This window comes from Hymenobacter sp. (assembly GCF_031398885.1).
Lineage (GTDB): Bacteria > Bacteroidota > Bacteroidia > Cytophagales > Hymenobacteraceae > Hymenobacter.
In genome coordinates, this window is sequence record NZ_JANNOD010000031.1 from 97,892 (window position 1) to 117,323 (window position 19,432).

Sequence of the window (19,432 nt, forward strand, 5' to 3'; positions counted from 1 at the left end):
ATTCCTGCAATGACCAAGCAAGAGCACATTGCCCATTGGATGACCGGAGCCGACCTGAATTGGCAAGAAGCAGGCAAGATGTTCGCTGACGCCACGTATGTGCCGTGCCTCTTCTGGCTGCATCTCTCGTTTGAAAAGCTGGCTAAAGCCGTTTGAGTGCAGGACAACGGCGGTAATACGCCGCCATTTACCCACAACATCAGTAAATTGCTATCCGAAACGTCGCTGGTGCTGAGCCCGGCCCACGCCAAATTTGCACAGCAGTTGAACACCTTCCAGTTGGAAGGTCGTTACGAAAACTACACGATGCAGCTGCGCCAGGGAGCCACTCAGGCATTTACTCAACACGTTTTGCACGAAGCCAACGACTTACGCCAATGCATACTCAAGCATTTGCCCTAGAAACCGTGAGGGAACTGGTTCAAAGGCTCCGGGCGCACCACTTGTCGCTGCGGCAGGTGGTGTTGTTCGGCTCTTATGCCAGCAACGAACAGCGCCGCTCGTCGGACATCGACGTGGCGCTAGTAGCCGATGAGTTTAGTGGGTTTGGTTTTCAGGACGTCGGACTGATAGGCGAGGTGCTGTCGGAAAAGCAATTCATCGACATCGAGCCGCACACCTTCTCGCCCGAGCAATTCACCGATTGGAACCCGTTCGTGCAGGAAATCAAGCGCACCGGCATCGTCGTCGGCGAGTGGGAACCGGCCGCCACGGAGAACCGGGCCATTCACCTAATAATGCCCCGCCCTGCGGCAGAAACTGAAAGAGGCTGAAGCTACGGGGGCTTCAGCCTCTTTTCATTTGCTGCTGTCGCTGAAACTATTTACTCTTACTCATTTGCATTCTCTGAATCAAAAGGCAATTCCGGCTGTGCTTGATTGGAAGACGCCTCTCCAGCCATCTTTAGCTCATAAGCAAGTGCAAAATTTATCGGTTGGATAGTTACGGCCGTCAGTCCGGCCATAACGGTCAGATTAGATATAAATGCTCTGACATATGGGTACACTAACCCTGGCGCACTTATGTTCTGGTAATTTCGCCAGATTCTTTCGTCGAAATCACCAACAAGCTTAAAAAGACCAACTGCCTCAACATTGAGAAGAGCAATGGTATCCGAAGCCTCACTTTTAATTTCAACGCCAATGTGGCATTCAAAAGAAAAATCAGGCTCTACAGGGGCCGTAGTAGTATGGGTAATATCAACAGAAGCATGAGCACCATCTTGGCCTACAACTCTGCTGAATATCACTCTAGTGAATTCTACTCCAACGAAAACTAGCGGAATTGGGCTCGTACTAGGCATTAGTTAAGCTGCCATAGCATAGTCATAATCACCAGCGGAAGCAGAAGAATCAAGTTTGTTGTTTAGCAATGATGTGCCTCTTTGCACCGAAGCCATTGCTGGCTGAGCAGTGGTGAGAGTGGAAGCTACACTAAAAACAGAAGCTGGCTGTGCAGCCATTTTGATTTTATAAGCTTGAATACGCGCTTTAAGCAATATTTCTGCTTGATTACCAGTACTTGATGCGTTAATATCATCAAGTGCTTTCCATTCATAAGCAGTCATGCTGGCCAAGGCTTCATCAAACTCCTTTTGCAATTTCCCCAACATGTTCATAAGATTTTTTCTTTTTAAAACGGCTATTCGCACGTTTTGGTTTTCAGGAGCGCAAAGGTAAGAATTATCTCTGGGTCAAATACTGCAATCTGAATGCGCTTCTTATAGAAGAAGTTACGCACCTTGAGGTAGTCGTATGTGTTGTTTGACGGTAAGTCTTGGAAGCGGATAGCTCGAATGCTACTCCAGATTTGCTTGGCGGCTATAAATGTGTTGAACTCTACGAGGCTGGGTTTACGCTGGTTGTTAACCCAAAATTCCTCGGCAAATCGCTCAATATTGTGGATGAAGAAATTATAGTGAGCCTCATTGAACACCGTATCCAGAAAGTGCTCCTGTGTGAAGTCGATATTTAAGCCCGCTATATATACTTCAAATAAATTTCCCTCATTACTGCGCGCACGGCATTTGTGACGTCCCCATTCCAGCGCGAATTCTTCATCTTGCCAAAAGTAAAAGCCGTCTCCAAACCATTGCTGCATACCTGTTGCGTGTGTGGGTGATTCTAAACGCTGTGAACGATGCTCAGTAGTATGGTAAGTAATAAGCATACTCTGATTGCGAAGCGGGGTAGATAATCGATTTGTAGAATGATGTCGAGGGAAAGATACAGTTAGTAGGAATATAATCTCGCTGTTTGATATTTTTTTGGGGATGAACAACGAACCAAGTGGTATGCTTCCCAAGCACCGTCAGCGGCTTCCGAAGGCCCGCCAACTGCTTCCGGACCACAAACCTTGGCTTCCGGAGCCTTGCCAAACGCTTCCGGATGCCCGCCAACCGTTTCCGGACCACAAACCTTCACTCCGGACCACAAACCTTCCGTCTGGAGCACAAACCTTCGTTCAGGACAACAAACCTTGGGGCCGAAGCACAAACCTTCCTGCTCCGAAGTAGCCGCTACGCTCAGTGGTAGTAGCTCACGACGCGGGTGATTTTCCAGGTGCCGCCCTGCTGCTGCCAGACCATCACGAATTTGGAGTTGCCGCAGTCGTCGCGGCCGTTTTCGACATGGCAAAACCGGTGCACCCCGATGTGCATGGCCCCGTAGTCTTTGACGGGGTACACCTCCAGGCTGCCCGGCACCAGGGTGCGGCTGATGTCGGGGGTTTGGGCAAACAGGCGCGCGAAGGCTTCCTTGGTTTGGCTGAAATTGGTCAGGCCGCCTTTGTCGTGGAAAAATTCCACGCTTGGGGCGAAGTAGGCCATGAGTTTGTCCGTGTCGTGGGCATTGAAGGCGGCAAACATTTCCGCGTCGAGCTTGGCTACTTGCTGGTACAGCTCAGTGTGGGCGGCCGGCTTGGGGGCCGCGGCCGTCGCGGCCGCCGGCCGGGTGCCCGGCTCGGCCTTGCGCGGTAGGTTTTGCTTGGGCTGCGCGACGGCAGTGGAGGCAATGGCAAATGCCAGGAGCAGGAGGAAAGAGTGTTTCATGGGGGCAAGGCTGTCAAAGAGGAATGAGGAAAATGCCGGGGCTCAAGCGGCCAAAGCTACCATCTGTTGGACGCAAGCAGCGGGCAAGAGCATATTTCTTGGCGGCCTGCTATTTTTCGATGGTCAACCACTCCCCAATGCCATGCCCCGCCCCGACGCCTACGCCCAAGCCCAGCCCGCCAGCCGCGCCGAGTGGCGGCAGTGGCTGGCCGAGCACCACGCCCGCAGCCCCGGCGTGTGGCTTGTGTATTGCAAAAAGGCCTCCGGCCGCCCCAGTGTGAGTTATGGCGAAGCAGTGGAAGAAGCGTTGTGCTTCGGCTGGATTGACTCGCTGCCGCGCAAGCTCGACGCCGAACGAAGCCAACTGCTCTTCACACCCCGCAACCCGAAAAGCGGCTGGAGCAAGGTGAACAAAGAGCGGCTGGTGCGGCTCGAAGCCGCCGGCCAGCTCATGCCCGCCGGCCTGGCCGCCATTGCCCTTGCCAAGCAAAACGGCGCCTGGGAAAGCCTCGATGCCGCCGAAGCCGGCGCCGTGCCCGCCGACCTGGCCGCCGCGCTGGCCGCCGATGCGGCGGCGGCGCGCAACTACGCGGCCTTCTCGCTCTCGGCCCGCAAGATGATACTGACCTGGGTGCTGGGCGCCAAGCGGCCCGAAACCCGCGCCCAACGCGTGGCCGAAACCGCGCGCCTGGCCGCGCTGAACAAACGCGCCAACTTCGACCGGGAGTAGCTTGTAGGGAGTTAAAAGTTAAAAGTGAAGAGTTAAAATTCAGACGCCTGTGATTTTAACTTTTAACTCTTCACTTTCAACTCTTCACTTTCAACTCCGCACAAGGATTTAGAAGCCGCGCTAGCTGATTTTGTACAGGTACCAGCCGTTGCCCAACGGCTTGAGCACGATGACGCGCTGGGGGTGCATGGCGGGCACGGCCGCCGCGGTGGGCGCGTAGAGCAGGCCCACAGTGCTGTTGGCCCGGCCCCCAATCAAAAACTCCACGCAGCTCTCGCAGCCAGTGTCGCGCCGCCACACCTGGCTGATGAACAGCCGCTGCAACAGCGCGTGAAGGGCCGGGTTGGCGTTGGCCGCCCGCTCGCCGGCGTGGCTGGTGTCGGCGGGCGCGGCAAAGTAGTGGCCCGCCTGCACCAGGCGCAGCGCTTCCGCAAAATCGGCTTGGTTGCGGGCGAAGTGCGCCGCGATGTCGGCGTCGGCCGCGGCCCACAGGCGCAGGTTGCCCACCGTGAAGGCGTGGCCCGCGGCGGGGTGGCGCAGGTCGTACTGGTTTACTTCGGCCGGGGACATGGCCGTGAGCAAGTCCAGCATGGGGGCGCCCAGCCGCGTCATGGCCAGGCTGCGCACCGCCTGCAGCTTCCAGGCGCCGCCGTCCTTGCCGAAGTGCAGGTAAAAGTCGCCGCGGCTCAGGGAATCACGCAGTTCCACGGCCACAACGGCCGTGGCCGGCCCCTGCTGCAACAGCTGGCATACGCGCCGCAGGCGGGTCGGAATTTGCTGGCCCAGGGTTTGGTGCCGGGCCTGGCCGGCGGCCTCGCAGCAGAGGTAGTTCCGCATGCCGGGCCAGCCCGCGGGGGCCACAAACTGCTCGGCAATCTGCAGGGGCCCGAGCGGCGCCACGGTGCCCCCGGCCCGCGGCAGCCCCAAACTGAGCACGAGCAAGAAATACTTCATGAGCAAACCTAACCCCGAAACGGGCGGGGATAATTCCGGCCGCTGCTGCCGACGCCTCGCCGGCTGGCCCGCCCGGCGTGGCTCGGCGTGGCTCGGCAAACCTGGTGCGCGGCACGCTGCGCGGCTTAACCCACCGGAACCACGGAGCGTGGGCGGCCCCGGGTGGCTGCCGCTCCACGGCTTGAAATGCGGTTGCGCCCTCAGGGGAAAAGCCCTGGAGCGGCTCGCTACCCCACTATTCGGCTTCGCTCGTGGACCGGAGTTGAGCAGCGAGGAATTAATTCGGTAAAATAATGGTAACCTTAAGAGCACAACACGCGAATAAGATACCCCAACTATAACGCGCCAATCGTAGCCCCGTGGGTGCGGCCTGGCAACCTTCCCGCAGTATTTTTTACTTCATGACCATGGCCAAAGACAGGAAAAAACGGTCGAAGAAGGACGGGATATCGGACGACTTGCTTGACGTCGCCGCCGCGTCGCTCAAAAAATTTCGCAAGGTGACCCGGCAGGTCACCAAGCTGAACACGGGCCAAAAGCTCGTGGGCGGCGTGGCGCTGCTGGCTGCGGGCCTCACCTACCTGGCCAAGCAGCGGGGCGGAGCCACCGAACCAACCCCGGCCCCGGGTGCCGACCCGGCCCCAGAGCTTTCCACCGTCCGGCCCGTGCCTCTACCCGCGCCAAACGGTGCGAAAGGCGCCCCCAAAAAAGCGCGAAAAAGCGTCAAGTCCAAACCGTAAGCGGGGCGCCTCCCCCCGGCAGGGTGCCGGCGGCGCCCCAATTAATGACGGTCCGGGCTTTGTTTCCTGGTCCGTAAAAATGCATCTTCCAATCAATTGCAAACACCATGAAAAAGACCAAGAAAAACAAAGCCGGCAAAAAAACCACCCTGCTGGGCGGCGCAACCAAACGGCTCAGAAAATTGGGCCAGGGCACCGCCACCGGAATCGGAGGACTCAGCACCACCCAGAAGGTGGTTGGCGGCGCTGCCCTGGTAGCTCTGGGGCTGAGCTACCTCACCAAGCGGCGCGATAAAAAGGCGGCCTCCGCCGACGGCGCGGCTGCGGAGCACAGCCTGAGTGCGATGGACGAAAACGCTGACCACTCTGCTTAAAGTTAAAGACGGCTTCACCCGTTTCAGCGGTCAATCCTTGCCGCGCTTGAGCTTGGTGCCGGGCCTCGGCAAGGCGTCTGGGCCCGCAAACAAAGAGGCCGCAACTTCTGGAGTTGCGGCCTCTTTGTTTGTGAGTAAAGCTGACTACGCCGCAGTCGGCGCGGGGGCGGGCGGCGGGGTCGCGCTGGCTTTTTTCACGCGCACGGCGTTCGGTCCTTTGGGGCCCATCTCCACCTCGAAGGTCACCTTGTCGTTCTCGCCGATGGGGCCGCCGGCGAGGCCGTTGGCGTGCACGAAAATGCTTTCCTGGGTCTGCTGGTCCTTGATGAAGCCATAGCCTTTCGAATCATTGAAAAAGCTGACGATGCCGTTGCGCACGGGGTCCGCGTCGTCGTCGTTGGTGCGGCGGGCCACCCCAATCTGAATGTCCTCGTCCTTGATAATGCGCTTCTTCTTGGGGTCCGGCGGAGTGGCGGAGATGTTGCCATCCTCGTCCACGTAGGCCAACATTTCTTCCAGCGGCTGGCCGGCTTTGGCGTTGGCTTGGCGCTCGGCTTTGCGCTCTTCCTTCTCGGTTTTCTTCTTTGCTCGCTTCTTCTCGTTGTCCTTTTTACCAAAAGTCTCCTGTGACCTACCCATAGTATTGTGCTGCTGAATCTTTGTATCTGCTTTATCCAATAGAAGTAAAGGAACAAAACAGAGGAGTGGATTACGACGAAGATACGCAATAAAAGAGGTACATGCACCCACGAAGCCAGAGCTTTGTCGCGGGAAGCCCGGAGCTGTTTCGGGCGTGCGCAGACCTATCCGGGCAGCGCGGAGGTGAGGCCGGGTGCTACCCTTGCCGCTCAGGGCTGCCAAGCCCCCACCGAAAAGGCCGCGCCGGCCCGTTCAAACCAAAATTTGGCAGCTGCGGCAAGCCGGAAGCGGGCTCAAGATGCAACGGAGGCAGGGCGTTTTTTTCCGTACACCCAGTCGTCAATGTGCTTCACCCCGGTCTGCTGAAACCAGGTTTCGTAGTCGTTAGCAGTCAAGTAGTCAACAACCAATTGCTTGGTCCTGAAGAACTCGTTGCCTTCTTTTTCAAAGCGAAAATCATGACAGGAAATTGCCACGTTATGAATTAGTAACTTTTCATTTGAAAATGAATTGCTCAAAAATCGCTCGGCTCCTTCAATATTAACCTTCAATAGGTGGATGTTTTTAATGTCGTTTGTTGCGCAAAAGCTTTCCAATGTCAGGCCATCCACTTCGTAAACAACGCCTTTCACTTCGTTGTCGAGCGAAGATGACAGGTAGCTTAGCGGCGCGTCATCAATTTTTACCTTTCCTGAGGTACTGCTAATGGCAACGTTGAAGCTTCTTACATGGGACAGCCCATTAAGTTCAATGACTTGCCGGAGTACGTCATACACCACTGGATTGGCTTCAATGGCATACACAGTCCCGGCGGGTCCCACCATATCTGCGTAAATGCAGGCTTCTTCGCCGAGGCCGGCGCCGATATCAATCACGGTATCTCCCTGACTGGGCGTGTAGTATTTGCAGCTAATGTGCTTTACTTCCCTTTCTAAAACGGGCCGGCTCAAATACCAGTTAAATGCTTCCGAGGCGATGTGCATCCCGTTTACATTGTAGATGTAAAAACGACCCCTGTTGACGACTTTCAGAGACTCAAGTTTCAGATTGTTGCGCCAATAGCCCAACTTGCAAATGAGTGTGAGAATAACCTTATTTCTGATTTTCATAGTGTTGGTAAGGGATATTTGGGGCGCAAATTAGGTAACAGCAGCTCCGCAGGGCCAAGGTAAAGGAAGGTGTTAGAGCAATTCTTAGGTTCGTGTACGCGGCGCGGTCGGGCAACCTCACGAGACCCCGGCGGGGCGGGCCCCGGTTCGCTTAAAGCGCGAAGCCCGCGGAGAGGGGAGCCGGACGACCAGTACACGAACCTGAGAACGGCTGTAAGTGACGCGTTGCCTCCACCCATGCCAGTGGCCTTCTGGTGTCGGATGACGCGTTGCGTAGGCACCTCAAATTTTTCCCGTTTCGTGCTGCCAGGCTTCTTGCTGCGCGGGCGTCAGAAAAGTCCAGGCCACCAGTCGGCTTTTTTTCTGGCCCTGGGCCATGGCAATGGTCCGCACCTCCACCGCAGCAGCGAGTTGCAGTGCGTGGTACAAGCCGGGGAGCGTGCCTCTTTTGGCGATGAGCGTGGTGAACCAGCGGGCCGCGGTGGGCCGTTGGGCGCTTTCCAGCACCATGCGGCGCACGAAGGCGGCTTCGCCGCCCGCGCACCACAGCTCGGCGTGCTGACCCCCGAAATTCAACACGGGTGCGGCGTCGCGCCGGGCGCCCAAATTGGTGCGCTTGCGCCGGGTGCCGGCCGCCGCTTCGGCCGCCGAGGCGTGAAACGGCGGGTTGCAGATGGTCAGGTCAAATGCTTCGCCGGGCCCGATGATGCCATCAAAAACACGCGCGGGCAACGGTTGCAGCCGGCATTCGACGGCTCCAGCTAAGGCGTCGTTAGCCGTTACAATGCGCTGCGCTGAGCGCAGGGCCACGGGGTCAATGTCGGAGCCCACGAAGCGCCAGCCGTACTCGTGGTAGCCGATGACGGGATAGATGCAGTTGGCGCCCACGCCCACGTCCAGCACGCGCACGGCCGCGCCGCGCGGCACCACTCCGCCGTTGCCGGCCGCCAGCAAATCGGCCAGGTAGTGCAGGTAGTCGGCCCGGCCGGGAATGGGCGGGCACAAGTAGCCCGCCGGAATATCCCAGTGCGTAATACCGTAAAAATATTGCAGCAACGCCCGATTCAGCGCCTTCACAGCCGCCGGGTTGGCAAAGTCCACCGACTCATCCCCAAATTTATTCAGGTGCACGAAGGCGCCCAACCCGGGGCTGCGGGCAACCAACTCCGCAAAATTGTAGCGCGCCCGGTGCCGGTTGCGCAGGTGTAGCACCTCCTTTTCGGCGGGCAGTGCTTGCGGTTTCGGGGTGGTGCGCACGGAGCGGGCCATCAGCAGTTAGCGCCGCGGCGCGCCGCCGCTCTTGCGCTGCCCCCCGGCTTTGGCTTTCGGCGCGCGGCCAGGCCCAGCTCCGGCTTTGGTCTGGCCCGGCCGCGCGCCGCTGGCCTTGGGCTTTTGGCCGGCGCCGGCTTTCTCGGGGCGCGGGCCCCACCAGCCGGTGCCCGATGGGTTGTGCATCGAAGGCGGCCCCGACTTGCGGGGCCGGCCTGCCGCTGCCGACCGTCCTGCTTCCGGCGACGGAGCCTGGGGCCGGGCGCGCCGCGCACCCGAGGCTTCCTCGGTGCCGCTCGACTTTTCCACTAGCTTCATGATGCCGGCCAGCTCGGCGGCGGTCAGGTCGCGCCAGTCGCCCACGGCCAGGCCCTGCACGCTCACGTTCATGATGCGCACGCGTTCGAGCTTGGTTACTTCGTAGCCGAAGTGCTCCACCATGCGGCGGATTTGGCGGTTGAGGCCCTGCACCAGCGTGATGCGGAAGATGTAGGGCGTCTCCTTCTGCACCACGCACTTCTTAGTCATCACGCCCAGCATGGGCACGCCGTGGGCCATTTCGTCGAGCATGCGGTCGGTGAGGATGCGGTTGACGGTCACGAGGTATTCCTTCTCGTGGCGGTTGCCGGCGCGCAGGATTTTGTTCACGATGTCGCCGTCGCTGGTCAGGAAAATCAGGCCCTGCGAGTCCTTGTCGAGCCGGCCGATGGGGAAGACCCGGGCCGTGTGGTTCACGTAGTCCACGATATTGCCGCGCACGCCCGGCTCGGAGGTGCTCGTGACGCCCACCGGCTTGTTGAAGGCCAAGTACACGGCGTCCGCGGCCTGCCGGGGCTCCAGGCGCTGGCCGTTCACGGTCACCCGGTCGCGCGGGCCCACCTGGTCGCCCACCCGGGCGGGCTTGCCGTTCACCAGCACCTGGCCCTCCGCAATGTAGCGGTCGGCCTCGCGGCGCGAGCAGATGCCGCTTTCGCTGATGAATTTGTTGAGGCGGATGGCGGTCATGCGGGCAAAAAAAGAATGGGGCAGGCCTGCGTCTGCGCAGACCTCGCCCGCTGCGGGCCGGTGGCAAAGGTACGGGGCGGGCCGCGCCGCAAGGAAGGCTGCCCCACCGCCACGGTCTGTTCCCGCAATTACTTGGTATCGGTGTAGGCGTCGCCGCCGATGAAAATGAGCGTGTTGGTGGGGCGGGCGGGGGCGCCGGAGGCCCCGAGCGCAAACGATTTGCGCACCGTCCGGCCGTCGGCGTAGGTCAGCGTCAGGGTGTGGCCTTGCAGGCGGTAGGTGCCGCTGGCGCTGCTGGTGCGGCCCCCGGCGGCATTAGACGATAATACGCCCATGTTTTCGCCTTGCCGAAAGAGGGTGTCGTCCACGAATTGAATTTTATCTATCGATAGCAGCGTAGCCGCGCCGATGTTGCCGCCGCCGACGTTCTCATAAGCCTGTTTCAGGGGTGCGGCCCCGGCCGCGTAGGCCGGAAACCAGTTGCCGCTGCCCAGGGTGTAGGAGTTGGTGCCGCTTCGGGCATTGGTCAGCACGAAGGCGCTGCCGTTTTTGCGCCAGGTGCCCCAGGCATCGGGGCGGGCGGCTTTGGCGGCGGCCACGTTCAGCCCTTCCAACGGCTCCTCGCCAATATCCACGTAGCTGCCGTTGGCCAGCAGCACCACCGGCTCGAAGGCCACCCCGCCGCTGCCGCTGCTCACGGCCCGGAAAAACCACTGCGCTCCCGCCGCCGCGCCGCTGCTGGGTGCGGCCCCAGCGGCCGCTTTTGCTACGGGCGCGGCGGCTGGTGCCGTGGTTGCGCTGCTCGCCGCTGGGCGCGTGGCGGGCTCGGCGGCTCCCGCACTCGCCGCGCCGGCCCTGGCGGTGAAGCCGGTAGCGGTGAGCTTAAACAAAGTCATGTCCATGCCATACTGATTTTTGAACATGGCGGCGATGCCCTGCTGGTAGGCTGGCAAGCTTTTTTCTTTGACGGCCGCCTGCCAGCCCCCCTGCACCACCACGAAGAGCAGCTTCATTTCCTCGCCCAATTGGCCCGGCGCCCCGGGGGCGGTGAGCTGAGCATTTTGAGCCAGCTTGGGGGCTAATTGGTCTCGCACTCCACGGGCCATGGGCACGGTGATGGCGTTGCCGTCCTGCACGTTGTTGACGACCATCCAGCCCAAAATCATAAACGAGGACAGGTTGTCGGCCGCGTCGTTCTCGCGCAGGCCGCTGTCCTTGGTCAGGCCCCGGTAAATCTGGCCGTAGTCGTACTTGCCCGGCCCGAAGTTGGTGGCCACGGCCTGCGCGGCGGCGGGGTTCTTGGTTTTGAGCCGGGTTACGTAGCCTTGCACGGTGCTGGCTTTGAGCGCCGCGGAGGGGGTGTAGGCCAGGTTGGCCGGGCGGGCGACTCCGGCCGCTTTGGCCCCGGCCTTGTTAGCACCGGGCCGGTAGTTGGGGTTGAGCGTGGCCGTGCTCACCACGTGGTCCAGCATGGCCGAGCCCAGGTCCATAGCGGCCTGTCCGCCGTAGTCCTGGGCGCGGGCGGCAGAAGCAAACAGGTCACTGAACAGGGCCCCAATGGCGGCAATTTTAGCAAGACGTCTCATAAAAAAAGGAGGATGTGAGCGGGTAACAGGAAAGGGCCGGCGCACCATGCTCCGCCCTACTTTTTGGCAAAGCCCCGGTCCGTGAGCTGGAGGGCGCGGAAGTCGAGACCGAACTGGGTTTTAAACGTGCTGGCTACTTCGCTCTGGTAGACGGGCAAAGCGTTGCGCTTCGTTTCGTTTTGCCAGCCGGCGTAAAGCACCACGGTGCGCAGCTTCATTTCTTCGCTGAACCGGGCCATGACGCCGGGCTTGGCCAGGTTGGCGTTAGCGGCCAGGTGCCCGGCGGCCTTGGCTCGCAGGCTTTGAGCAGCGGCGGGGCTGATGGCCTGGACATCGGTCAAATTATGCACAATGCGGTAGCCCGTGAGCAGCAGATTGGCCAGGGTGGCGGCGGCGTCGTTTTCGCCTAGCCCGGCGCTTTGGGTGATGGTGCGGTAGGCCAGGGCGTAGTCGGCCTTGCCCGGGGCGAAGGTGGTGGTGATGGCCTGGGCCGTGGTGGGGTCACTCGCCCGGAGGCGGGCGGCGTAGCCCTGCACGGTCTGCTGTTTGAGCGCGGCGGTAGAAGCGTAGGTCAGGCGGCTGGCCGGAACTTTGACCGGCGCGGCGGCGGTCGACTTCGTTTTTGCGCCTGTGCCCGTGGTTTTTATGCCCGCGTTGCGCTTCGCCATCTCACTGTTGATGATGTCGTTGCTGATGGAGGTGGACACGTCGAGCGAGGTGGCCCAGCCGCCGCCGTAGGCGCTGGTACCATAGGGGCTGTCCTGGGCTTGGGCGGCGGGGGTGGCCAGTAGCAGGGCACTCAGCGCGGCCAAGGCGAGGGTTGGGTTGGCGTTCATGCGAATGGAGGGGTTGATGATTATTTGGAAAAAGCAGCAGTCGACCCGCCTCAGCGGCGGCGGATGCTGCCGGCACACACGTCGCCTTCTTCCTGGCCCGCAACCCAGGCCTGAAGCTGAGCGTTGCGGGCCGTGGTGAGAGCTGCCACGGCCCGGCAGCGGCATTGAGGCGCCGCCGAGCCCGCCGTGCCGGCCGGTGGGGGCGGATACAGGGCGGCGGCCTGCGCGTCGCGGAAGCGTACCCACGCCACTTGCGAGGTCTTGAGGGCCGCCAGAAACGCCGCTTGCCCGGCGTACAGCTGCCGCGCTTTCTGGTAGAGGCGGTTCAGCTCCTGGTCGGCGCTCGTCAGTTCGTCGCAGGCCTGGGTGGTCAGGGCGGCCTGGGTTTGGGCACGGGCAGGGGCGGTGGCTAGTAGCAGGGCCGCGGCAAATGCGGTGGTTTGGAGCAAGGCTTTCATCAGCAAAACGGAAAAAAGATGAACAGGCTCGGGATGTGCAGGCACCGCTACTTTTTGGCGAAGCCCTCAGCCGTGAGTTGGCTCTGCGCCAAATCGAAGTGGTAGCGGGTCTGGAACAGGGCGGCAATTTTCTGCTGGAAGGCCGGAGCGGTGTTTTTTTGCACCGCGCCCTGCCAGCCGGCGGTCAGAAGCACGGTCTGGAGCTTGAAGTTTTCGCCGGCGGGGGCGGCCTCCGTGCGCAGGGCCGGGCCCAGCAGCGGCAGGAGCTGCGCCCGCACGGCCCGCACCTCGGGGCCGCGCAGGCTCAGGCGCTGCTGGTTGGCCCCCACTATTTGCCAGCCCGTCACCAGGAGGGCGGCCAGGGCCGTGCCGACATCGTTGGTGGGCAGGCCGGTGCCTTGCAGCAGTTGCTGGTAGAGGGCGGTGTAGTCGGCCGGCTGGCCCGGCCCGAAGGAGGCGGCAATGGTGCGGGCGGCCGTGGGGTTGGCCGCCCGCAGGTCGTCGGCGTACTGCTGCACGGTGTGCTGGCGCTGGGCCACGGTGGGCGCGTAGGTTAGGTTAACGGCCGCAGTAGCAGCTGCCGCGCCCGCCGGGCGGGTGCCGGCCGTGGTGGGCGGGCGGGAGCCGGGCCGCCCCACCACGTAGCCGCTCGACTGGTGCTCTTTCTTGCCCTGGTGGCGGTCAATCACACCCTGGGTGATAAGGGTGCCGATGCGGCCCTGGTTAGCAATGGTGTAGTCGGGAATGGGCAGGTCCTGGGCGCGGGCGGCGGGTGCGGCCGGCAGCAGGGCGGCGGCCAGAGCAGCGAAGGCAAGTTTCATAAGCGACGCTTTGAGGAGAAACCGGCCAAAGACTTACTTTTTAGCGAAGCCCTGGTCGGTGAGCTTGAACAGGCGCATGTCCATGCCGTACTGGTTTTTGAACATGGCCCCGACGCCTTCCTGGTAGGCCGGCAGGGCGTTTTCCTTGATGGCCGCCTGCCAGCCGCCCTGCACCGTGACGAAGAGCAGCTTCATTTCCTCGCCCAGCTGGGCCGGCACGCCGGGGGCGGTGAGCTTTGGAGTGGCCGCCAGCTTGGGCGCGAACTGGGCCCGTACCCCGCGCCCGATGGCCGGCGTGATGGCCTTGCCGTCCTGCACGTTGTTGGCTATCATCCAGCCCAGAATCATGTAGGCGGAGAGGGCATCAGCCGCGTTGTTTTCGCCCAGGCCCGTGCCCTGGATGAGGCCCCGGTAAATGGTGCCATAGTCGTACTTGCCCGGCCCGAAGTTGGTGGCCACGGCCTGGGCGGCGGCCGGGTTCTTGGCTTTCAGGCGCGTCACGTAGCCCTGCACGGTTTGTGCCTTCAGGGCCGGGGAAGGGGTGTAGGCCAGGCTGACCGGGCGGGCGTTGGCCGGCCGGGTGCCGGCGGCGGCTTTGGTTCCGGCCGGCTTGTCGTCGTCGAGCTTGTTGCCGTTGCGGTCCACGCCCAGCATCTGCCCCATGCGGTCGGCCTCTATCTGCGGAGTAATCCAGTCCATGACGGGCATGTCCTGGGCCGAAGCGTTGGGGGAGGCCAGCAGCAGGCCGCTCAGCAGGCCGCCCAGGGCGGCAATTTTCCGGTTGATTCTCATAACAAGTTGCTGGGTTATGGAAGGTAAACGCTTGATTCGCTTACGAGAATCCTGGTTTGCTGGTTCAGCGCGGGCGGGCGTGCCGGCTCGTGCCGCCGGAAACCAACGCGGGGCCGGGCCGTTAGGAGAAGCTATCATTTCCTAACCTTTCCTTTCGATGTCCGACAAACCCACCATTTTCCCGCCCCAGCACCAGGACGCGGGCGCCGGCCAGCCCGGCCTGGAACACAAGATGACCCCCGAGCCCGAATTCATTCGCGAAGGCTACAAGGGGGCCGACAAGCTCAAGGGCAAGGTGGCCCTCATCACGGGCGGCGACTCCGGCATCGGCCGGGCCGTGGCCGTGCACTTTGCCGTGGAGGGCGCCGACGTGGCCATCTGCTACTTCCCCACCGAGCAGCAGGACGCCGAAAAGGTGCAGGACATCGTGCAGGCCCACGGCCGCCGCTGCCTGTTGCTGCCCGGCGACCTGAAAGACCCCGCCTTCTGCCGCGAAATCGTGGACCGCACCGTGGCCGAGCTGGGGGGGCTGAACATCCTGGTGAACAACGCCGCCGAGCAAAACTGGCGCGACACGCTCGAAGACATCACCGACGACGAACTCACCAGCATCTTCGACCTCAACATCATCGCCATGTTTCGCATCGCGCGGGCGGCCCTGAAGCACCTCAAGGAGGGCGACTCCATCATCAACACCGCCTCGGTGAACGGCTTCAAGGGCAACGAAATGCTGCTCGACTACACTTCCACCAAGGGCGCCATCACGGCTTTTACGCGGGCGCTGTCGTTGCAGCTTATTAAAAAGGGTATCCGGGTGAATTCGGTGGCACCGGGGCCCATCTGGACGCCGTTCATTGTGGGCGTGGGGCTGCTCAAGCTGCCGTTGTTCGGGCACGACGTGCCCATGGGCCGCGCCGGCCAGCCTTCGGAAGTGGCGCCGTCGTACGTGTTCCTGGCCTCGGAAGACGCCTCGTATTTCTCGGGTCAAACCCTGCACCCGAACGGCGGCTCGGTAGTGAACGCCTAGCCGCGCCGACGACACGCGCCATAACTCCTGAGCAAGCGCCCCCGTATCAGCCCTAAAAATGGCCGACTGGCTGTTTTTAGTTATTTAAATTCTTTGTGCATGAATACTAAATTGCTCGGCCTGCTGGCCGCTGCTTCGCTGGCCACCGCGGCCTGCTCGCAGGAAAAAACCGTTGAAACCACCACGACTCCCGTAACCGGTTCCAGTACTGCGGTGGCGCCTCCCGACACCCTGGCCGCCCACGACGAAGCCCGCCGCCTGGCCGCCCGGGTGGCCGAGGACCTCAAGCTGACTGACACCGCGGTGGTGACCCGCATCGAGCGGACCTACTACACCCGCGGCCGGCAGATGGGCGAGTACCAAACCCGCTACGCCACCGATACCACGGGCCGCTACCTGGCCCTGCGCCAGGCCAACGACCAAGCCGACAAGGAGGTGCGCGCCGCATTGAACAACCCGGCTTACTACAACACCTACGCGGCCAACCGCGCCGCCTACGGCGACGGCCCGTATACGCTGGTGCCGGCTCGGGTAGCGCCCGTGGGCACCGCGGCGCGTAGTGGCGGGGGCGTGGGCCAAGGGTCAGGCATTAAAAAGATGGAGCGGGAAGACGACGGCGACCGCAAAACCAAGTACCAGAACGGCGCCAAGGTGAAGCGTGAAGACGACGGCTCAGTGAAAATCAAGCGGGCCGACGGCACGAAAGTCAAGGTCGACGAAGACGGCAACCGCACCGTGAAGAAAGGCCTCCTCTAAGAAGCTGTTTGAGTTATTTTTTGGTGGCATGAGAACGATGTAGAGACGCATAGTCTCGTCGTGCGCGCAGTTCGGCCAATTGCGTTCAACGACGAGACGCAAGTATGAGTCTCTACATCGACCAGCGGCTAATGCAAACAGCTTCTAAGAGTAGCTGCTCGTTGTCCGTTTCCAGTTGTTCGCTTCTGGGTAGCCAAGATGCCAAAGAGCCTCGTCATTTCCGGCGAGGCTCTTTGGTGCCCAGACTCCTGTGACCGTCTTTCAAAAAAAGCAACCAGCAACTGTTCTACCAGCGCAACGACCAGGAAGCGCCGGTGAACGGGCCGTAGTGGTACGGTGCAAGCTTGCCCTGGCGGTACCACGGCTGGGGCCGGCGGGGCGGGGCCAGGCCCGTGCCCTGCGCCGCGGGCTCGCCCGGCTCGGTTACGACGCGGGTGTGGCCGTTGCGCACGGCCAGCTTGCCGAAGGCGTAGCCCAGGGCAATGCCGATGGGGTAGTCGGAGGCCCAGTGCACGCCGTTGTTGAGCATGGAATAGCCCAGCAGGCCCATCAGCGAGTAGCCCAGGGGGCGGATGAAATGGTGTTCGGGGTAATTGTCGGCGATGACGGTGACCGTGGCCATGGCCGTGGCCAGGTGGCCGGTGGGAAAGGCGTCGTAGTTGGGCACGCGGCGCTGGTAGCGGCTGAAGGACGGAAACAGGTGCCATTCGCCCCGCTCTTTGGTGGCCACGAAGGGGCTTTGGCGGCCGGTAAGGCGCTTCAGGCCCTGCACCACCAGGCCGGTGCTGAGAATGGCTTCGCCGAGCTGGCTGGAAGTTTGCAGCGCGCGGTTGTCCTTCCTGATGCCGCCGTACACCCAGAAGCTGGTGGCCACGGTGAGGTGGGTCCAGCCGTCGCCGAGGTAGTAGAACGTGCTGTTGAGGTTGTCGGGCACGTTGAACTCAAAGGGCAGGTTGGCCGACCCGACCCGGAAAGGAATGCGAACCAGCGTGCGCTGGGTGCTCTTGGCCGTGAGGCCGGCGAACCGGCCCACGTCCTGCGACCAGGCCAGAATGGGCTCATCCGTCGCCCACAGCACCACCGAGCTCACGGCCAGGCCCGCGAGCGTGCCCGCGTTTTCGCGGCGAAAAGCGTAGCCCGGAAACTGCCCCAGGTCGCGCGGAATGTGCAGCAGCCAGCGGAAGGGGCGGGGCCGGTCGTAGTGCCACGTCTCGCCCGGCGCCACGGGGTAGTCGCTGGTGCGCGGCCGGGGGGCCCGCCGGGTCCGTGACGTCGAGTCGGGAAGGGGTGAAGCAGTTGCTGACGAGGCTACCCGCGGGGCAAGCAGGGTGTCGGCCGCCGGCCCGAGCGTGTCGGCGGCGCTGCGGGCGTTGAGTGAGCCCAGTCCGCCGGCGGGTAGCGGGGGTGAGTAAGCAGAGCTGGCGGGAATAAAAATCGGACTGAACAGCAGCGCAACAAACAGCCGCGTAAAGCAGCAAGGGTAAAGAGAATTCACGAAAAGAACAGAATAATGGCAGCGCCGCCACCTACGACGAGGGCGCGGGGCGGGATGTAGGCAGACGAAAAATGGGCGGCCCGCCACCCGGGCAGCAACGCACAAAGGTAACACTGGCATCACGCTGGGCTAACGCCACGGGCGGTGCGAGGGCAAGACGCGCATCGTAGCCGGATATTTTGCCGCCGCCGCGTATCTTTCAGCGGGCCCTGGCCACGCCGGCCGGCTCGTTTGCGCCCCGCCCATGCAGCCCCTCGTTTCGATGCCCGCCGCCGCCACTACGCCCGTGGAAGGCGGCACCGCTCCCGCCGCCGCCATTGCCGCCAACCGGTTCGGGGCCGCGTTTGCGGCGTTGCGGCGGCGCGCGCCCGCCCTGCGCCAGGAAGACGCGCCCGCCCGCCGCGCCCGCCTCGAAAAGCTGAGCAGCTGGCTGCAAGCGCACCGTTCCGACATCCAGGCCGCCCTGCACGCCGACTTCCGCAAGCCCGCGGCCGAAACCGACCTGACCGAAATCTGGACCTCGCTGGTCGAACTCAAGCACACCATGGGCCACCTGAAGCGCTGGATGGCCCCGCGCCGGGTGCCGGCCTCCCTGGCCCTGCTGGGCACCCGCTCCTGGGTGCAGGTCGAGCCCAAGGGCGTGGTGCTGATTATTGCGCCCTGGAACTACCCGTTTTACCTGGCCGTGGGCCCGCTCATTTCGGCCATCGCGGCCGGCAACGCCGTGGTCATCAAGCCCGCCGAGCAAACCCCGGCCACGTCGGCCCTGCTGCGGCAGCTGTGCGAGGAGTTGTTCCGGCCCGACGAAGTGCTGCTGCTGGAGGGCGGCAAGGAGACGGCCACCGAGCTGCTGCGGCTGCCCTGGGACCATATCTTCTTCACCGGCAGCCCCGAGGTGGGCAAGATTGTGATGCGCGCCGCCGCCGAGCACCTCAGCGGCCTGACCCTGGAGCTGGGCGGCAAAAACCCCGCCGTGGTGGACGAAACGGCCAACCTGCGCGACGCCGCCGAGAAAATCGTGTGGGGCAAATTCCTCAACAACGGCCAGACCTGCGTGGCCCCCGACTACCTGCTGGTGCAGGAAAGCGTGCAGCCCGCCCTGCTCGCCGAGCTAACGGCCGCCATTCAGCGGGCCTACAACCCCGCGGGCGCCGGCATTCAGCAGTCCGAGTCGTTGGCGCGGGTGGTGAACCAGCACCACTTCGCCCGCCTCGCCGGCCTGCTGGAGGACGCCCAGACCCGCGGCGCCACCGTGGCCGCCGGCGGCACCGTCGACGCGACGCAGTACTACATCGAACCCACCCTGCTGACCAACGTGCCGGCCGGCGCCCGCGTGCTGGAAGAGGAGATTTTCGGGCCCTTATTGCCCGTGCTCACCTTCCAACACCTCAACGAGACGACGGCCTACATCAACGCCCGCCCCAAGCCGCTGGCCCAGTACGTGTTCACCACCAACGCCGAAAACCGCCGCTACTTGCTGGAAAGCGTGTCGGCCGGTGGCGCGGGCGTGAACGAAACCGTGCTGCACTTCGCCCACCCCGAGCTGCCCACCGGCGGCGTGGGCAACAGCGGCCTGGGCAAGGCCCACGGCCATTCCGGCTTCCTGGCCTTCAGCAACGAAAAGGGCGTGCTGCGGCAGCGCGTGGGCTTCACCGGCATCAAGGCCATGTACCCGCCCTACACCGGCAAAGTACAGCGGCTAATCGAACTGCTGGTGAAGTATTTGTAGGGCTTCGGATTCCTTGTTGAAAGGGGTGGCGCCGCAACGACGCCCCTGCGTGGTTGGGTGAAC

24 protein-coding genes are annotated in these 19,432 nt (G+C 62.5%); 9 read left to right on the forward strand and 15 right to left on the reverse strand.

Translation table 11 applies throughout. From position 1 onward, the window contains the following. Window positions 1–9: 9 nt before the first annotated feature. The 3 genes from RMO51_RS05545 to RMO51_RS05555 are packed head-to-tail and all read left to right on the forward strand — an operon-like array spanning window position 10 to window position 773. A complete protein-coding gene (locus tag RMO51_RS05545; RefSeq protein ID WP_310392769.1) occupies window positions 10–156 on the forward strand; it encodes a hypothetical protein in 147 nt (48 codons plus the stop codon). Further along, window positions 157–402: a HEPN domain-containing protein gene (locus RMO51_RS05550; RefSeq protein WP_310392770.1), complete on the forward strand. Its 246-nt coding sequence runs from the start codon at window positions 157–159 to the stop codon at window positions 400–402. 5 nt (window positions 403–407) lie between these two features. Further along, the gene (locus tag RMO51_RS05555; RefSeq protein WP_310392772.1) at window positions 408–773 is read left to right on the forward strand and encodes a nucleotidyltransferase domain-containing protein; all 366 of its coding nucleotides are present in this window, start codon (window positions 408–410) and stop codon (window positions 771–773) included. Between the two features lie 56 nt (window positions 774–829). Here the strand turns inward: RMO51_RS05555 and RMO51_RS05560 are convergent, their stop codons facing one another. From RMO51_RS05560 to RMO51_RS05575, 4 genes are all read right to left on the reverse strand, one after another. Continuing rightward, window positions 830–1,249 carry a protein-export chaperone SecB gene (locus RMO51_RS05560; protein ID WP_310392773.1) on the reverse strand — a complete coding sequence of 140 codons (420 nt, stop codon included), beginning with the start codon at window positions 1,247–1,249 and terminating at the stop codon, window positions 830–832. A 57-nt stretch (window positions 1,250–1,306) separates the two neighbouring features. Next, complete coding sequence (locus RMO51_RS05565) at window positions 1,307–1,651, reverse strand: hypothetical protein (RefSeq protein WP_310392775.1); 345 nt, start codon at window positions 1,649–1,651, stop codon at window positions 1,307–1,309. After that, window positions 1,642–2,169 carry a hypothetical protein gene (locus tag RMO51_RS05570; RefSeq protein ID WP_310392777.1) on the reverse strand — a complete coding sequence of 176 codons (528 nt, stop codon included), beginning with the start codon at window positions 2,167–2,169 and terminating at the stop codon, window positions 1,642–1,644. Before RMO51_RS05570 ends, RMO51_RS05565 begins: the two co-directional genes overlap by 10 nt. Before the next feature lie 355 nt (window positions 2,170–2,524). After that, entirely contained in the window at window positions 2,525–3,049 is a 525-nt protein-coding gene (locus RMO51_RS05575; protein ID WP_310392778.1) for a nuclear transport factor 2 family protein, read from the reverse strand. A 142-nt stretch (window positions 3,050–3,191) separates the two neighbouring features. Between RMO51_RS05575 and RMO51_RS05580 the strand changes: the two genes are divergently transcribed. After that, entirely contained in the window at window positions 3,192–3,779 is a 588-nt protein-coding gene (locus RMO51_RS05580; protein ID WP_310392780.1) for a YdeI/OmpD-associated family protein, read from the forward strand. 120 nt (window positions 3,780–3,899) lie between these two features. Here the strand turns inward: RMO51_RS05580 and RMO51_RS05585 are convergent, their stop codons facing one another. Continuing rightward, window positions 3,900–4,733, reverse strand: coding sequence for a hypothetical protein (locus RMO51_RS05585; protein WP_310392782.1), 834 nt, complete (start codon window positions 4,731–4,733; stop codon window positions 3,900–3,902). Window positions 4,734–5,140: 407 nt separating this feature from the next. Between RMO51_RS05585 and RMO51_RS05590 the strand changes: the two genes are divergently transcribed. Both RMO51_RS05590 and RMO51_RS05595 read left to right on the forward strand, forming a co-directional pair. Next, window positions 5,141–5,473: a hypothetical protein gene (locus RMO51_RS05590; protein WP_310392784.1), complete on the forward strand. Its 333-nt coding sequence runs from the start codon at window positions 5,141–5,143 to the stop codon at window positions 5,471–5,473. Between the two features lie 107 nt (window positions 5,474–5,580). Continuing rightward, the gene (locus RMO51_RS05595; RefSeq protein ID WP_310392786.1) at window positions 5,581–5,847 is read left to right on the forward strand and encodes a hypothetical protein; all 267 of its coding nucleotides are present in this window, start codon (window positions 5,581–5,583) and stop codon (window positions 5,845–5,847) included. A gap of 144 nt (window positions 5,848–5,991) precedes the next feature. Here the strand turns inward: RMO51_RS05595 and RMO51_RS05600 are convergent, their stop codons facing one another. From RMO51_RS05600 to RMO51_RS05640, 9 genes are all read right to left on the reverse strand, one after another. Beyond that, complete coding sequence (locus tag RMO51_RS05600; RefSeq protein WP_310392788.1) at window positions 5,992–6,486, reverse strand: cold shock domain-containing protein; 495 nt, start codon at window positions 6,484–6,486, stop codon at window positions 5,992–5,994. A gap of 293 nt (window positions 6,487–6,779) precedes the next feature. Beyond that, entirely contained in the window at window positions 6,780–7,595 is an 816-nt protein-coding gene (locus RMO51_RS05605) for an FkbM family methyltransferase (RefSeq protein ID WP_310392791.1), read from the reverse strand. A 282-nt stretch (window positions 7,596–7,877) separates the two neighbouring features. Beyond that, a complete protein-coding gene (gene rlmF, locus RMO51_RS05610; protein WP_310392793.1) occupies window positions 7,878–8,864 on the reverse strand; it encodes a 23S rRNA (adenine(1618)-N(6))-methyltransferase RlmF in 987 nt (328 codons plus the stop codon). Between the two features lie 6 nt (window positions 8,865–8,870). Then, entirely contained in the window at window positions 8,871–9,869 is a 999-nt protein-coding gene (rluF, locus tag RMO51_RS05615) for a 23S rRNA pseudouridine(2604) synthase RluF (protein WP_310392795.1), read from the reverse strand. A 128-nt stretch (window positions 9,870–9,997) separates the two neighbouring features. Further along, the gene (locus RMO51_RS05620; RefSeq protein WP_310392796.1) at window positions 9,998–11,455 is read right to left on the reverse strand and encodes a hypothetical protein; all 1,458 of its coding nucleotides are present in this window, start codon (window positions 11,453–11,455) and stop codon (window positions 9,998–10,000) included. 56 nt (window positions 11,456–11,511) lie between these two features. Next, complete coding sequence (locus tag RMO51_RS05625; protein ID WP_310392797.1) at window positions 11,512–12,291, reverse strand: hypothetical protein; 780 nt, start codon at window positions 12,289–12,291, stop codon at window positions 11,512–11,514. 50 nt (window positions 12,292–12,341) lie between these two features. Further along, window positions 12,342–12,749, reverse strand: coding sequence for a lysozyme inhibitor LprI family protein (locus RMO51_RS05630; protein ID WP_310392798.1), 408 nt, complete (start codon window positions 12,747–12,749; stop codon window positions 12,342–12,344). A gap of 47 nt (window positions 12,750–12,796) precedes the next feature. After that, window positions 12,797–13,570, reverse strand: a complete 774-nt coding sequence (locus RMO51_RS05635) for a hypothetical protein (protein ID WP_310392799.1) — start codon at window positions 13,568–13,570, stop codon at window positions 12,797–12,799. 33 nt (window positions 13,571–13,603) lie between these two features. Beyond that, a complete protein-coding gene (locus RMO51_RS05640; RefSeq protein ID WP_310392800.1) occupies window positions 13,604–14,362 on the reverse strand; it encodes a hypothetical protein in 759 nt (252 codons plus the stop codon). A gap of 157 nt (window positions 14,363–14,519) precedes the next feature. Here RMO51_RS05640 and RMO51_RS05645 point away from each other — a divergent pair, with 157 nt between their 5' ends. Beyond that, a complete protein-coding gene (locus RMO51_RS05645) occupies window positions 14,520–15,389 on the forward strand; it encodes an SDR family oxidoreductase (protein ID WP_310392801.1) in 870 nt (289 codons plus the stop codon). A 99-nt stretch (window positions 15,390–15,488) separates the two neighbouring features. After that, window positions 15,489–16,145: a hypothetical protein gene (locus RMO51_RS05650; RefSeq protein WP_310392803.1), complete on the forward strand. Its 657-nt coding sequence runs from the start codon at window positions 15,489–15,491 to the stop codon at window positions 16,143–16,145. A 286-nt stretch (window positions 16,146–16,431) separates the two neighbouring features. Here RMO51_RS05650 and RMO51_RS05655 read toward each other — a convergent pair whose 3' ends face one another. Beyond that, a complete protein-coding gene (locus RMO51_RS05655; RefSeq protein WP_310392805.1) occupies window positions 16,432–17,640 on the reverse strand; it encodes a phosphatase PAP2 family protein in 1,209 nt (402 codons plus the stop codon). A 244-nt stretch (window positions 17,641–17,884) separates the two neighbouring features. Between RMO51_RS05655 and RMO51_RS05660 the strand changes: the two genes are divergently transcribed. Next, entirely contained in the window at window positions 17,885–19,369 is a 1,485-nt protein-coding gene (locus RMO51_RS05660; RefSeq protein WP_310392807.1) for an aldehyde dehydrogenase family protein, read from the forward strand. Window positions 19,370–19,432 lie beyond the last annotated feature (63 nt).